Raw genomic sequence first — 14,892 nt, forward strand, 5'->3', positions numbered from 1 at the left:
TCGGCTCGCGCTGCTCGACTCAACCTCGATTCAACCCGCCCGCAGGCGTTCGTAGTGGGCCACACACGCTTCGTATTCCGGCAGCAGGCCCGCCGACCGGGCCTGCTCCAGCGTCGGCGCGCAGGAGTCCTTCTCGGACAGGATCGGCTCCACGTTCGGCGGCCACGGCAGCTCGAGTGCCGGGTCCAGTGGCGTGATCCCGTGTTCGGCGGGCGGGTTGTAGCTCGTGGAGCACAGGTAGGCCATCGCGGTGCCGTCCTCGAGCGCCATGAAGGCGTGGCCGAGCCCCTCCGCGAGGTAGACGGCGCGGAACTCGCCGCTGTCCAGCCTCACCGCGTCCCACCGGCCGAACGTCGGCGAGCCGACTCGCAGGTCCACCACGACGTCCAGCAACGAGCCGCTCGGGCAGTAGACGTACTTGGCCTGCCCCGGCGGTGTGTCGGCGAAGTGGACACCACGCACCGTCCCCTTGCGCGACACGCTGTGGTTCGTCTGCGCGACCCGCATGGGGTGTCCTACCGCCTTGACGAAAGCCGGTTCCTGGAACGGGGCCACGAACAGCCCGCGCTGGTCGGGGAAGACGGGTGGGCTGAATTCGTAGGCGTCTCGCACGGCCAGTTCGCGCACGTCCATGACGGGCAGCTTAACGCCGGGTTCCCAAGCCGGATGGTCGTCTTGCTAATCGGCCGCTGACCAGGGCGAAGTCCCGCGAGAAGCCCACCCGATGTTGTGATGTCAGGCGCACCCCGGCGACACGGTCCGGGCGGGGCCTGTCACACTGGTGGAACCGCCGCGTCCGCGGCTACGGTGCCAAGACGGGCCAAGCCTCACCACGGGCTTCGATGCCACACCGAGTCGGCAGTCCGCGCTACCGCGCTGGATCGCCGCGTTGGAAGAGCCCTTTTAGTGCGGGACGCCCCTGGCGTCCCTCTTTTTCCAGCTACTGGAGATTGACGTGTCCCAAGCTCAGGTGAGCGACGAGGAGATCTTCTCCGGTCACGAGGGCGGCAAGCTCTCCGTGACCGCCAACCGTTCCATCACACAGGCACGCGACCTTTCCATCGCGTACACGCCCGGGGTAGCGAAGGTCAGCCGCGCGATCGCCGACGACGCGGCGCTGGCGCAGCGCTACACCTGGGCGCAGCGCCTCGTCGCCGTGGTGAGCGACGGCACAGCGGTACTCGGACTCGGTGACATCGGCCCGAGCGCGGCGTTGCCCGTGATGGAGGGCAAGTCGGTGCTTTTCAAGAGCTTCGCCGGGCTGAACTCGATTCCGCTCGTGCTGGATACCGTCGACGTCGACGAGATCGTGGAGACCCTGGTCCGGCTGCGGCCCTCGTTCGGCGCGGTGAACCTGGAGGACGTCGCCGCGCCGCGTTGCTTCGAGCTGGAGGAGCGTCTCAAGGAGGCGCTCGACTGCCCGGTGATGCACGACGACCAGCATGGCACGGCGATCGTGGTGCTTGCCGCGCTTCGTGGCGCCAACATGGTGCTGGACCAGGCGCTGGCCGATCAGCGGGTGGTCATCTCCGGCGCGGGTGCGGCAGGTGTGGCGTGCGCCAAGATCCTGCGCGCGGCCGGTGCGGGCGACATCGTCGTGCTGGACTCCAAGGGGATCATCCACGAGGGCAGGAGCGGGTTGAATCCGGTCAAGGAGCGCCTCGCTGCCGACACGAACAGTGGCGGACTGCGCGGCGGGCTCGCGGAGGCACTCAACGGCGCCGACGTGTTCATCGGCCTTTCCAGCTCCACCGTGGACGAGGGCCTGCTGAGCACGATGGCGGACGACTCCATCGTATTCGCACTGTCCAATCCGGACCCGGAGGTGCATCCGGACGTCGCGGCACGGCACGCCTCGATCGTCGCGACCGGACGCAGTGATTTCCCCAACCAGATCAACAACGTGCTGGCCTTCCCTGGCGTGTTCCGCGGCGCGCTCGACGCGGGTGCACGGGCCATCACGGAGAACATGAAGCTGGCCGCCGCCGACGCGATCGCCTCGGTGGCCGCCGACAAGCTGGCGCCCGATCACATCGTGCCGAGCCCGCTCGACCCGAGGGTCGCCGCCGAGGTGGCCGCCGCCGTGGCCAAGGCGGCCGAGGCCGACGAGGTGACCGACTAGCGCCCGGCGCGGGTTACCTCGGGTCGAGTTGGTGCCGGACGCCGGCGATCCGGTGTCTCGGTAGGTCGATCAGGCGGAGGTCGGCTATGTCGGCACCCGCCCGCGGCCAGACGTTGCCGAGCCGGGCGTGCGCGCGGGTCCATACCGCGTGCACGCCCGAATCCGCCTCCGTGGCGGGTCGGGCCTCGGCGACCACGACGGCGTGGCTGTTGTCGGGGGTGCTGCGCAGTAGCCGCAACCGGTACTTGGGCTCGATGAGGTCGATCAGCGCCGCCTGCGCTCGTGCGTTGGTCAGGTCGGGATGGGCGTTGGGAACCAGTGCCGCCACCCGGTCGGCGTTCACCGCCAGCAGCACCCGCAACAACCATGGACCCGGGTCACCGGTGAGGTCCACGGCGATCGCCACGCCCTCGGATACGGCCCGCGGCCTCGTCCAGTCGGGGTCGCGCTGCTCGACCGCTCTTCCACCCTCGGCCGCGATCGCCGCGAGCGCGTCACGCAGTGGCCGCGGCGCCTGGTTCGCCTCCACCGACCTCGGACCCCGCGTGTAGATGGCCTGTTCCGCCTTGCCCTTCCTCGCGCCCTTTCCGGAAGCGCGCGCGGTCGGTTGGCACACGTACAGGTCGGCGGCGCTGCCGACCGCCTGCGCACCGGTGTAGCGGTGGAAGTCGGGAATGATCGCCTCGAAGGTCAGCCCAAGCGAAAGCAGCTCGCGCTGCACTTGCCTGCCGAGTGTGGGGTGGCGCTCGCTGTAGCCGTACGCCAGCAGCAGGCGGCTTTCCCGCTGCCGCACGAGGCACTCGACGCCGCGGGCCGCGAACAGCGCCATGCCCGCCTGCGTGTAGGGCGGGTCGCTGAACACCACGTCCGCGCTGCCTGCCACCGCCAGCGGCAACCCGAATCGCAGGTCGGTGTGCACGGTGCGGATCGAGGAGTCGCTGAGGTCGTCGAGGTACTCCAGGACGCGGTCGTCGACGTCCACCACCGTGAGTCCGGCATCGGGCCGCAGCGCTCGAACCGCCAGCGAGGTCAGGTCGTGGTCGCCGAGGAACAGCAGCCGTGCCTGCCGCAGGTCGTACTCCTCGTCCAGCCAGCGGGCCCTGCGCAGCACGGTCTCGGGCGTGGCCTGCACGTGATCGAGAGCGGGCAGCGGTGCGGGAACACCTTCGATGTGGGAGCGAATCCGGTCGAGCAGGTCGCCCGGTGGCTCCGCGGGCAGGCCCGCCAGCTCGGCCGCGCGCGCGGCCGAGCCCTCGCGCAGCCTCACCAAGTCGCCACGATGTTCGAGGTCGTCACCTAGTTCGGCCAGCAGTTCCTCGACGCTGCGCCTTGGCAGTGCGCTGCCATGTACGAGCTCGTCGATGTCACGCCAGCCCTCATTCAGCAGTGCTGTCACCAGCCGGACGGGGCGTGCTCGCGGGCGCAACGGGTTCACGGCAGCGAGCCTAGAGAAACGTCGCCGAGCAGCGGTCGGCGGGCGGTTTCCTGGCAACTGGCCTGAACCATAAGTATGGTCCGAACCTACTTTCGTCCCGGGCCAATCGGGTGGTGAGTGGCACCAAATGCCCGTTCGTTACCCGGAGTTCCGAAAAAGCACAAGATCTACCTTCTACCCGTCTCGCGCCCGTACGGTCGCGGCCACGTTCACCGGAACGTGTGTAGGAGGAGACCTTGCGAACCAACAGGAAGTTCAGGCACAGGTCATTGGCAGGCCTCGGCCTGGCCGCCGGCGTCGCCACCATAACCCTGGTCGGCGGCATTCCCGGCGCGGCAGCACAGGAGGGAACCATCCTGGGTGCCGGCGCCGAAGGCGCGATCGACAACAGCTATATCGTCGTACTGAACGACGGCTCGTCGGTCGATCGCGTGGCCGATCGCCACGGCGCGGATGTCGAACGCCAGTACCACAGTGCGTTGCGGGGCTTCGCGGCCACGATGAGCGAGGCCGAGGCGAAGCGGGCGGCCGCGGACCCGGCCGTGGCCTATGTCGAGCAGAACAGAACCGTGCACACCATGGCCGACCAGGCCAACCCCCCGTCGTGGGGACTCGACCGGATCGACCAGCGTGACCTTCCGCTGGACGACAACTACAGCTACTCCACCACGGCGTCGAACGTCACCGCCTACGTCATCGACACCGGCATCCTCACCTCGCACAGCGACTTCGGTGGCCGCGCGCGGTCCGGTTACGACTTCGTGGACAACGACTCCAACGCCACTGACTGCAACGGGCACGGTACCCATGTCGCGGGCACCATCGGTGGCTCGGCACACGGCGTCGCCAAGGCGGTCGACCTCGTCGCCGTGCGCGTGCTGGACTGCAACGGCTCCGGCAGTTACGACGGCGTCATCGCAGGCATCGACTGGGTGACCAACAACGCGCAGGGCCCCGCGGTGGCGAACATGAGCCTCGGCGGCGGTGCCTCCACGGCGGTGGACGACGCGGTGCGCCGCTCGATCAACGCGGGCGTCACCTACGCGCTCGCGGCGGGCAACGACTACGGTGCCGACGCCTGCGGCACCTCCCCCGCGCGTACCGCCGAGGCGATCACCGTGGGCTCCACCACGAGCTCCGATGCCAGGTCGAGCTTCTCCAACATCGGAAGCTGCCTCGACATCTTCGCGCCGGGCAGCAGCATCACGTCCACCTGGATCGGCAGCAACACGGCGACCAACACGATCAGTGGTACCTCCATGGCGACACCGCACGTGGCGGGCGCGGCGGCGCTGTACCTGGCCGACAACCCGTCGGCAAGCCCGCGGCAGGTCCGCGACGCGCTGGTGAACAACGGCACCACCGGCGTGGTCGGTAGCCCCGGCAGTGGTTCGCCCAACGTCCTGCTCTACACCGGCACCGGCTCCACCACGCCGCCGGAGCCGACCAACTGCGACCCGGTCACCAACGACACCAACGTCAACATCCCCGACGCGGGTCCCGCGGTGACCAGTTCGGTGACGGTCAGCGGCTGCGACCGTGCCGCCTCCAGCTCCGCGACGGTGGAGGTCGACATCCGGCACAGCTACCGGGGTGACCTGGTGATCGACCTGGTGGCCCCGGACGGCACCACGACGCGGCTGAAGAACTCCGGATGGGACTCCGCGGACAACGTCCAGCAGGCCTACACCGTTGACGCGTCGGCCTCGGCGGCCAACGGCACCTGGAGCCTGCGAGTGCAGGATGTGTACAGCTACGACACCGGCTACATCAACAGCTGGACGTTCACCCCGTAACGCCTGCTGACGCACCACGACGGCAAGGGGCCGTGCTCGCCTCCGGTTGGCACCGGGAGTGAGCACGGCCCCGCGCTGTGTCCCCTACTCGAACGCCTTCTCGATCAGCGCACGCTGCTCGACCTCGTGCACCTTCGACGAGCCCGCTGAGGGTGCGGCCATCGGCCTGCGCGTGACCGCATGCAGGCCGGAGAACACCTCAGGCAGCTTGCGCGGCAGGTGCAGCCCGAAGAACGGCCATGCACCCTGGTTCTCCGGTTCCTCCTGCACCCACACGACCTGGCTCGCAGCCGAGTACCGCTGCATCGCGGCGAGCAGCTTCTTCTTCGGCAGCGGGTAGTACTGCTCGACACGCACGATCGCGATGTCGTCGAGTTGCCGCTTCTGCCGTTCCACCACGAGCTCCCAGTACAGCTTCCCCGAGGTGAGCAGCACCTTGCGAGCCTTGCCCGGGTCGATGTCCGCGTCGTCGACGACCGAGAGGAACTTCGACTGACCGGTGAAGTCCTCGATCGCGGAGGTCGCGAGCTTGTTGCGCAGCATCGACTTGGGCGTGAACACGATCAGCGGCCGGTTGACGCCGTCGAGCGCGTGCCTGCGCAACAGGTGGAAGTAGTTCGCGGGCGTCGAGGGCACCGCGACGGTCATCGAGCCCTCCGCGCACAGTTGCAGGAACCGCTCGATGCGTCCGGAGGTGTGGTCCGGCCCCTGGCCCTCGTGGCCGTGCGGCAGCAGCAGCACCACGTCGGACAGCTGGCCCCACTTGGCCTCACCGGAGGAGATGTACTCGTCGATGACCGTCTGCGCACCGTTGACGAAGTCGCCGAACTGCGCCTCCCACATCACGAGCGCGTCGGAGTTGGCCACCGCGTAGCCGTACTCGAACCCGACGGCCGCGTACTCCGAGAGTGCCGAGTCGTAGATCATCACCCGGCCCTGGCTCTGCGCCAGGTGTTGCAGCGGCGAGTACTCCTGGCCGGTCTTTCGGTCTATGAGCACGGAGTGGCGCTGGGTGAAGGTGCCCCGCCGGGAGTCCTGCCCGGAAAGTCGCACCAGCTTGCCCTCCATGGCGAGCGAGCCGAAGGCGAGCAGCTCGCCGAACGCCCAGTCGATGCCGCCCTCGCGCGACATCTTGTGTCGCCGCTCCAGTACCGGCTTGACCCGCGGGTGCGGGGTGAAGCCCTCGGGCAGGTTCACGAACGCGTCGCCGATGTGGGAGATCACCTCGGAGCTGACCGCGGTCGGCACCTTGGTGGGAACCTGCTGTTCCTCCTCCACCGACGGGCTTGGCGCGATCGGGTGCTTCTCGAGTTCCCGCACCTCGTTGAACACGTGCTCCAGTTGGCTGGAGAAGTCACGCAGCGCGGCCTCGGCCTCTTCCATGGAGATGTCGCCTCGGCCGATCAGCGCCTCGGTGTAGGTCTTTCGCACGCTGCGCTTGGCGTCGATGATGTCGTACATCGCGGGCTGGGTCATCGAAGGGTCGTCGCCCTCGTTGTGCCCGCGCCGCCGGTAGCAGATCATGTCGATCACGACGTCCTTGTTGAACGCCTGCCGGTAGTCGACGGCGAGCCGGGCCACCCAGTACGCCGCCTCGGGGTCGTCGCCGTTCACGTGGAAGATCGGCGCACCGATCATCTTCGCCACGTCGGTGGCGTACTGCGAGGAGCGCGCGTGTTCGGGTGCGGTGGTGAAACCGACCTGGTTGTTGATGATGACGTGCACGGTGCCGCCGGTGCGGTATCCGCGCAGCAGCGCGAGGTTCAACGTCTCGGCCACCACGCCCTGTCCGGCGAACGCCGCGTCGCCGTGGAGCAGCACGGGCAGGACGGTGAAGCCGCCGGAATCACGGTCGCCCTTGTCCAGGATGTCCTGCTTGGCACGGACGATGCCTTCCAGCACCGGGTCCACGGTCTCCAGGTGCGACGGGTTCGCGGTCAGCGACACCTTGGTCTCGCCGTCGCCGAACATCCGGAAGTACTTGCCCTCGGCGCCAAGGTGGTACTTCACGTCACCGGAACCGTGTGCCTGGCCAGGGTCGAGGTTGCCCTCGAACTCCTGGAAGATCTGCGAGATCGGCTTGCCGACGATGTTGGCGAGCACGTTGAGCCTGCCTCGGTGGGGCATCCCGATGACGACCTCGTCCAGCTCGTGCTCGGCCGCCTTGTCCAGCACGGTGTCAAGCAGCGGGATCACCGTTTCGCCGCCCTCGAGCGAGAACCGCTTCTGTCCCACGTACTTGGTCTGCAGGAACGTCTCGAACGCCTCGGCTGCGTTGAGCTTGGACAGCACGTACTTCTGCACGGACGGTTCCGGCTTCTCGTGCGGTACCTCCACGCGCTCCTGGATCCAGCGCCGCTCGTCTGGGTCGAGGATGTGGGTGTACTCCACCCCCACCGTGCGGCAGTAGGAGTCGCGCAGCACACCGAGTACGTCGCGCAGCTTCATGCGCTGCTTGCCCGCGAACCCGCCGACGGCGAACTCTCGGTCGAGGTCCCACAGCGTCAGCCCGTGGGAGAGGATGTCGAGGTCCTCGTGCCTGCGCTGCCGGTAGTTCAGCGGGTCGGTGTCGGCCATCAGGTGGCCGCGCATGCGGTAGGCGTCGATCAACTCGAGCACGCGTGCCGTCTTGTCGATCTCGCCTTCGGGGATGTCCTCGACCCAGCGCACCGGCTCGTATGGCAACCGCAACGACGTGAAGATGTCGTCGTAGAAGCCGTCCTCGCCGAGCAGCAAGCCGTGGATGCGCTTGAGGAACTCGCCCGATTCCGCGCCCTGGATGATGCGGTGGTCGTAGGTCGAGGTCAGCGTCATGATCTTGCTGACGCCGAGGTTGACCAGCGTTTGCTCACTGGTGCCCTCGAAGTGGGCCGGGTACTGCATGGCGCCGACACCGATGATCGCGCCCTGTCCTGCCTGCAGCCGGGGCATCGAGTGGTTGGTGCCGATGCCGCCGGGGTTGGTCAGTGAGATCGTGGTGCCCGCGAAGTCGTCGGCGGTGAGCTTGTTGTTCCTGGCCTTCTTGACGATCTCCTCGTATGCCTGCCAGAACTGGAGGAACGTCATGTTCTCCGTGTTCTTGATCGAGGCGACCACGAGGGTGCGCTGGTCGTCCTTGCCCTTCATGTCGATCGCGAGGCCGAGGTTGACATGCTCGGGGGTCACCGCGTGCGGCTTGCCGTCGATGACCGCGTAGTGACGGTTCAGGTTCGGGAAGTCGCGAAGCGCCCTGACCATCGCGTAGCCGATCAGGTGCGTGAACGAGATCTTCCCGCCTCGGGTGCGCTTGAGGTGATTGTTGATCACGATGCGGTTGTCCGCCATCAACTTGGCGGGCACCGCGCGCACGCTGGTGGCCGTCGGCACGCTCAGCGAGGCGTCCATGTTCTTCGCGATGGCCGCGGCCGCGCCGCGCAACGGCTTGGTCTCCTGCTCGGGTCTCTGCTTCGCCGCGGCGGACGCGGGCTTGGATGGCGCGGGCTTGGCGGGCGCGGGCTGGGCCTTCGGTGGTTGGGCGGGCGCCGGTGGAGTGCCCGCGGGCGGGGTTGCTGGTGCGGCTGAACTCGGCCTGCGTTGCTCCGTAGTGGGGGTGGTGGACTGCCCGTTGGGCGAGGGGGTGCGCTCGGCGGTCGTGGTGTCCGGCTTGGCCTGTGTGGTCTGCGTTGGCTGAGTTGGCTTGAAATCGGTGAAGAACTCATGCCAGGCGGCGTCGACTGAGGAGGGGTCGGCGAGGAACTGGTCGTACATCTCCTCGACGAGCCATTCGTTGGGGCCGAACTGTGACGCAGGGCTGCTGCTGGACACGGCTTGGACTCGCCTCTATCCGTCTCGTCTCGATCTTGGTTGGTCCGATTACGCGACTACCAGGCTAACCCCCTGGCGCGGCCTGTCAGCAGCGAACTGGGGCAACCGCGGTACCTGGGCTCTGGTATTTGTCACTGAATCGATCAGGGGCGGTTTTATACTGGGAACCGACTGCTCACTGTGCCGCGTCAGTGACAGTGAGGCCGAGAAGGGGGCATCGTGGCCGATCTGGGGGACGTCGAGCGCATGGTCGACAATTGGGAGCGCGACGCCGCGGAACGCGCACGGCGCTACGAGCAGATGCGCGAGCAGGTGGAGCGGATCTCCATCACCGAATCCGTCGCCAAGGGCGCGGTGAGTGTGACGGTGGGCGCCAACGGGGTGCCGACCGACGTTTCGATGACCGACGGCGTGCGCAAGATGAGCCCCGACGAGATCGCGGCCAACGTGGTGCGCGCGATGCGCAAGGCGCAGGCGAAGTATCCACAGCGGTTGCAGGAGATCACCGCCGCCACGGTGGGTGAGGACGCGACGACGCGGCACCTGCTGGCGACCGCGGCCGAACGGTTCCCTGAGCCGCCTGACGAGGACGACGATCCCGCCCGGCCCGCGCAGGGTAGGCAACTGCGGGTGGAGATCGAGGAAGAAGAGCCCGCGGCCCCGCGAAGGCCGCGCGGGCAGGCACCTCGACGGCGACCGGCGCGGGCGAGCGAGGAAGAGGACGGTGACTTCGGCGATCAGTCCTTCCTGAGACGCGACTGAACCGGCGATGACCGGCGACTGGGGGTGAACGGTGAGCGACGGGCGGGGATACCAGGTCCTGACCGAGGAGCTGGACACGCACGCGGGCAAGGTGGACGGCTTCGCCGAGCGGATGCGTACCGCGGTGGACGCCGCGCGCCAGGTGACGATGGACAACAGTGCCTACGGCGTGATCTGCCAGCCGTTCGCGTTGTTGCTACAGCCGTTCGAGGAGATGGGCGTGCGGGCGCTGGAACAGGCGGCCGAATCCATCACCGAGACGGCGGACAAGGTCCGCGAGGCCGCGTCGGCGTACACGGCACGCGAGGGTGAGACCTCGGCCGCGGTGCGGCAGGCGGGGAGTGGTCTGTGATGCCAGAAGGCAACCCGCTTGTCGCGCAGGAGCAGTCGCAGACCACGGCGGTGACCGGGATCGGGATCGCCGAGTCGGCGCAGGGGCTGGCGCAGGGCATTTCAGACGGCTCCTGGGTGGCGGCCGGGCTCGGCGCCGTCGGCACCGGTCTCGAGGTGCTGTCGATGGTGATCGACCCGGTCGGCACGCTCATGCAGTACGGCGTGTCGTGGCTGATCGAGCACGTGCAGCCACTGAAGGAGGCGCTGGACTGGCTCGCGGGGGACCCGCCGGTGATCCAGTCGTTCTCGCAGACCTGGGCCAACGTGGCCGCCGAGGTCTCCGCGATCGCGCAGGAGGTCGGCAACGAGGCCAACAACGGGACCTCGGGCTGGACCGGTACGGGGGCCGATGCCTACCGGGGGTCGGCCGCGCAGCAGGCCGATGCGATCGCCGGGGCGGCATCGCTGTCCGAAGGTATCTCCACCGGCGTGATGATCATGGGCGAAGTCGTCGCGGCGGTGCGGGAGACCGTCCGTGACCTGGTGGCCGAGTTGGTCGGGAAGCTGATCACCTGGGCGCTGGAGGCGGCGGCGACGCTGGGCTTCGCCACCCCGGCGATCGCGGCGCAGGCCACGGCGGCGATCAGCAAGGCGATCTCCACGATCAGCGACCTGATCCGCAAGCTGGTCAAGACGATCAGCAACGTCTCACCGCTGATCCGTAAGGTGATCACGAAGCTGGACGAGATCATCCAGGCACTGGCCAAACTGGGCCGCAAGATCGACGGCGGCAGCCCTTCCGGTGCGACCACACCGTCCGGCGCGACCACACCGTCGGGTTTCGACGGGCCGAGCGGTTTCACCACGCCATCGGGCTCCACCACACCCAGCGGCTCCACGACCCCGAGCGGCAGCACAACGCCGGACGCCCCGTCGAGCAGTCCCAAACCGGACGGCACCTCACCGTCGTCCACCAGCCCCGACGGCACCACCAGCCCGAACGGCAGCACGACCAAACCGGATACCAGTTCGCCGGGCTCGTCTCGCCCCGACGGCTCCCTTCGCAGCGATGCGCAGACCCCTCGCGACCGCGCGCAGGAACCCGTCGGCAGGTGCGGGCGCCGCGAACCGATCGACGTGGCCACCGGCGAGATGTACCTGGTACAGACCGATCTCGAGCTACCCGGCCTACTCCAGTTGGTCATCACCAGGGTCCATGTCTCGTCGTACCGGTCGGGAAGGCTTTTCGGCGACACCTGGGCATCCACACTGGACCAGCGGCTGGAACTCGACGAGGACGGTGCCTGCTACGCGGGCCCGGACGGTGTCATTCTCGTGTATCCGAGGCTCCCACGACACGAATCCGACCGGGTACTTCCGGTGGAAGGTGCCCGGTGGCCACTGACACGGGCGGCCGATGGCTTCCTGATCAGCCAGCCGGAGAGCGGTCGTGTCCTGACCTTCGCCGGTGAAGGGTCACGCCGGCCGCTGGTGGCGGTCAACCACCGCAACGGCGACTGGATCAGATTCCTCCACGACGCCGGGATGCCGACGGGAATCCAGCATTCCGGTGGTTACGACGTGCGGATCGAAACCACCGATTCCAGGGTGACCGCGCTCCGCTTGCGCGAACCCGGAAGTCTGAACTTGATGACCGTCGTTCGGTACGGATACGACGATGCGGGACGCCTTTGCGAGGTCGTCAACTCCTCCGGCCAACCATGGCGCTGCGAATACGACGAGCAGGGCCGTATCACGCGGTGGGTCGCCCGCAACGGCGAATGGTATCGGTATCACTACGACGAAGCGGGCCGCTGTGTGCGGACGGAAGGATCGGGGGGCGCTCTCACCGGACGACTTGACTACGAACCAGCCCGTCGACTCACCCGGGAAACCGACTCGCTGGGTAACGTCTCGCACTACTACTTCAACGAAGCCAATCAACTTGTGCGCCAGCTCGACCCACTCGGCGGGGAAACCAGGTACGAGTGGGATCGCTACGATCGGCTGCTGTCCAGGACGGACGCGCTCGGCCGCACGACCCGATTCGAGTACGACGACAACGGCAACCGGACCGGTATCGTCCGCCCCGATGGTAGTCGGCTCGTGTCCGAGTACAACGAACTCCGGCAGGTTGTGTACCTCAGAGCGCCTGACGGTCGCGAATGGCGAAGGAACTACGACGAACGAGGAAACCTCCTTTCGGTCACGGACGAGCAGGGAGGGGTGACTCGGTACGGCTATGACTCGAAAGGGCATCTGAGCTCTGTCGTCGATCAGTCCGGCAACGTGACCCGGATCGAAACAAATCGGGCCGGATTACCGATCCGGGTGATCGGCGCGGGCGGCGCCGTCACGTCGTACACCAGGGACGTCTTCGGACGGATATCACGCATCGAGGATGCGGCAGGCGGGACGACGTTCATCGGCTGGACCGTGGAGGGATTGCCTACCTGGCGTAAGGCGCCCGATGGAACCGTGGAACGCTGGTCGTACGACGCCGAGGGCAACCGTACCGAGTACGTCGATCAGCTCGGGCGCACGACGAAGACGGCGACCACGCACTTCAATCTTCCCGCGCGGTCGGTCGGTCCGGACGGCCAGGAATTCCGCTTCACCTACGACACGGAGCTGCGCCTGACATCCGTGCGCAACGGGCGGGGAGAGGTGTGGCGCTACGAGTACGACGCGAACGGCAATGTCGTCAGGGAGACGGACTTCAACGGCCGTGAGATGCACTACTCCTACGATGCGGCCGGTCAGTTGGTCGAGCGGCGCAATGGTGCGGCAGAGGTGGTCCGATACACGAGGGACGTTTTCGGCAACGTTGTCGAACGGGATGCCGACGGTAAAACCTCGTGGTTCGAGTACGACTCGCTGGGGCGCACGCTGCGCGCTCGCAATGGCGACGCCGAAGTCGTTCTCCAGCGAGACTCCACCGGCCGGGTCGTGCGTGAGATCATCAACGGTCGAGCGGTGGACACCGGGTACGACTTCATCGGACGCAAGGTCTCTCGCCGCACTCCCACGGGTGCTCAGGCCTACTGGAGCTACGACAGCACGAACCGGGCTTCCGAGTTCCGCACCGGAACACACTCGATCGCGTTCGAGTACGACACTGCCGGGCGTGAGATCGAGCGGCTTCTCGACAGCGGAGTGACTCTCGCGCAGCGTTGGGACTCCAACCATCGGCTGGCGAGTCAGACGCTTTCTGCCACGGGTACCGACGAACGTGGCCACGACTCCCTGCTGGCATGGCGGCGGTTCGGCTACGACGCGGGCGGGCAGCTCCGGTCGATCGAGGAGAGCGGGCTGCGACGCCGTTTCGACGTCGACGTCGCCGGTCGCGTTACGGCTGTGTCCGGATCGGGCTGGAGCGAACGCTACGCCTACGACGCCGCGGGGAACGTCACCGCCGCCGCCTGGCCTGCCACTGACACCGATGTTCAGGGGCTTCGCACCTACCGCGGTGCCCTGCTGCGGGATTCCGGGCTGGTTCGTTACGAGTACGACCGGCAGGGGCGGGTGGTACTGCGCCAGAAGAAGCGCCTGTCGAAAAGACCGGCTACCTGGCGGTATACCTGGGATGCCGAGGACCGGCTCGTCGGCCTGGTGACGCCGGAAGGGGATCGGTGGCGGTACCGGTACGACCCATTCGGGCGTCGGGTCGCGAAGGAGAGGCTGTCCGCCGATGGCGCGTCGGTCGTCGAATGGACGGTTTTCGCCTGGGACGGGCCGCTGCTCGTCGAGCAGGCCGACAGCACCGGCAAGGCGTTGGTGTGGGACTACGAGCCCGGCAGCTTCCGTCCGGTCTCGCAGCAGGAACGTGTAGGCGGCTCGCGTGAGGCCCCCGACGAGTGGTTCGAGAACAGGTTCTGGGCGATCGTGTCCGATCTGGTCGGAACGCCAGCCGAACTCGTCGACGAGCACGGATCGGTGGTGTGGCAGGCCCGGACCACCTTGTGGGGTGTGCCTGCCCAGTCGTCACCAGCGGGTGTCGGTACACCGTTGCGCTTTCCCGGGCAGTACCACGACGCCGAAACCGGACTGAGCTACAACTACCAGCGTTACTACGACCCGGAAACGGGGCGGTACCAAAGTTTCGACCCGCTCGGACTGGCACCGTCGCCCAACCCGAACTCCTACGTACCGAATCCCACGGCGCAGATCGATCCGCTGGGCCTCGAAGGCGGCCCGCTGTTTCGTGGAACGACGGAGGGATACGAGGGTGGAAACGCCGCGCGGAAGCTGGGTGTCACCTTCACCTCGTCTGATCCGGCGGTCGCCACGGCGTTCGGTACGGAGGCCTCCCAGTACGGCAACGGGGTCCTGCAGATCGCCACCCCGGACGACGTGGCCGGTGTCGAACGCTACCCACCCACGCTCGGCGCACTCGAGGCCGAGGTGCCCATCGATATGCTGCCGAAAGATTTCGCGGCGCGGGCCAGCCATACCATCCCGGTCGGCGAGGCCAGGGACATTCTCAACGATATGGGGATATCCGTGCCTGCCCGCATCTACGACAAGGGGCAGCTCGACGCGTGGTTACATCAGCGGACTCCGATGACGGAGAGCCAGATCCAGGAGTTCTACGATCGAGCCTCCAGGAGTTCCGGCGCGGGCAACGCGTGTGGATGACT

Annotated in this window: 8 protein-coding genes; 5 read left to right on the plus strand and 3 right to left on the minus strand. The window is 67.5% G+C overall.

Going from position 1 to position 14,892, the window contains the following annotated elements; all coding sequences use genetic code 11:
* Nucleotides 1–30: 30 nt before the first annotated feature.
* Complete coding sequence (locus FHU38_RS05570) at nt 31–633, minus strand: dTDP-4-dehydrorhamnose 3,5-epimerase family protein (RefSeq protein WP_167167193.1); 603 nt, start codon at nt 631–633, stop codon at nt 31–33.
* Nucleotides 634–955: 322 nt separating this feature from the next.
* Between FHU38_RS05570 and FHU38_RS05575 the strand changes: the two genes are divergently transcribed.
* A complete protein-coding gene (locus FHU38_RS05575; RefSeq protein WP_313886669.1) occupies nt 956–2,122 on the plus strand; it encodes an NAD(P)-dependent malic enzyme in 1,167 nt (388 codons plus the stop codon).
* Nucleotides 2,123–2,135: 13 nt separating this feature from the next.
* Here the strand turns inward: FHU38_RS05575 and FHU38_RS05580 are convergent, their stop codons facing one another.
* Nucleotides 2,136–3,557: a bis-aminopropyl spermidine synthase family protein gene (locus FHU38_RS05580; protein WP_167167196.1), complete on the minus strand. Its 1,422-nt coding sequence runs from the start codon at nt 3,555–3,557 to the stop codon at nt 2,136–2,138.
* Nucleotides 3,558–3,793: 236 nt separating this feature from the next.
* Here FHU38_RS05580 and FHU38_RS05585 point away from each other — a divergent pair, with 236 nt between their 5' ends.
* A complete protein-coding gene (locus tag FHU38_RS05585) occupies nt 3,794–5,353 on the plus strand; it encodes a S8 family peptidase (RefSeq protein ID WP_167167199.1) in 1,560 nt (519 codons plus the stop codon).
* An 84-nt stretch (nt 5,354–5,437) separates the two neighbouring features.
* Here FHU38_RS05585 and FHU38_RS05590 read toward each other — a convergent pair whose 3' ends face one another.
* Nucleotides 5,438–9,157: a multifunctional oxoglutarate decarboxylase/oxoglutarate dehydrogenase thiamine pyrophosphate-binding subunit/dihydrolipoyllysine-residue succinyltransferase subunit gene (locus FHU38_RS05590; protein WP_167167202.1), complete on the minus strand. Its 3,720-nt coding sequence runs from the start codon at nt 9,155–9,157 to the stop codon at nt 5,438–5,440.
* A gap of 219 nt (nt 9,158–9,376) precedes the next feature.
* Here FHU38_RS05590 and FHU38_RS05595 point away from each other — a divergent pair, with 219 nt between their 5' ends.
* The 3 genes from FHU38_RS05595 to FHU38_RS05605 are packed head-to-tail and all read left to right on the plus strand — an operon-like array spanning nt 9,377 to nt 14,890.
* Complete coding sequence (locus FHU38_RS05595) at nt 9,377–9,919, plus strand: YbaB/EbfC family nucleoid-associated protein (RefSeq protein ID WP_167167205.1); 543 nt, start codon at nt 9,377–9,379, stop codon at nt 9,917–9,919.
* A 31-nt stretch (nt 9,920–9,950) separates the two neighbouring features.
* Nucleotides 9,951–10,271: a type VII secretion target gene (locus FHU38_RS05600; RefSeq protein WP_167167208.1), complete on the plus strand. Its 321-nt coding sequence runs from the start codon at nt 9,951–9,953 to the stop codon at nt 10,269–10,271.
* Nucleotides 10,271–14,890: a DUF6531 domain-containing protein gene (locus tag FHU38_RS05605; RefSeq protein WP_167167211.1), complete on the plus strand. Its 4,620-nt coding sequence runs from the start codon at nt 10,271–10,273 to the stop codon at nt 14,888–14,890. The genes FHU38_RS05600 and FHU38_RS05605 overlap by 1 nt, the downstream gene beginning before the upstream one ends.
* The last annotated feature ends 2 nt before the right edge of the window (nt 14,891–14,892 follow it).

Source organism: Saccharomonospora amisosensis, from assembly GCF_011761185.1.
GTDB classification, from domain to species: Bacteria; Actinomycetota; Actinomycetes; order Mycobacteriales; family Pseudonocardiaceae; genus Saccharomonospora_A; species Saccharomonospora_A amisosensis.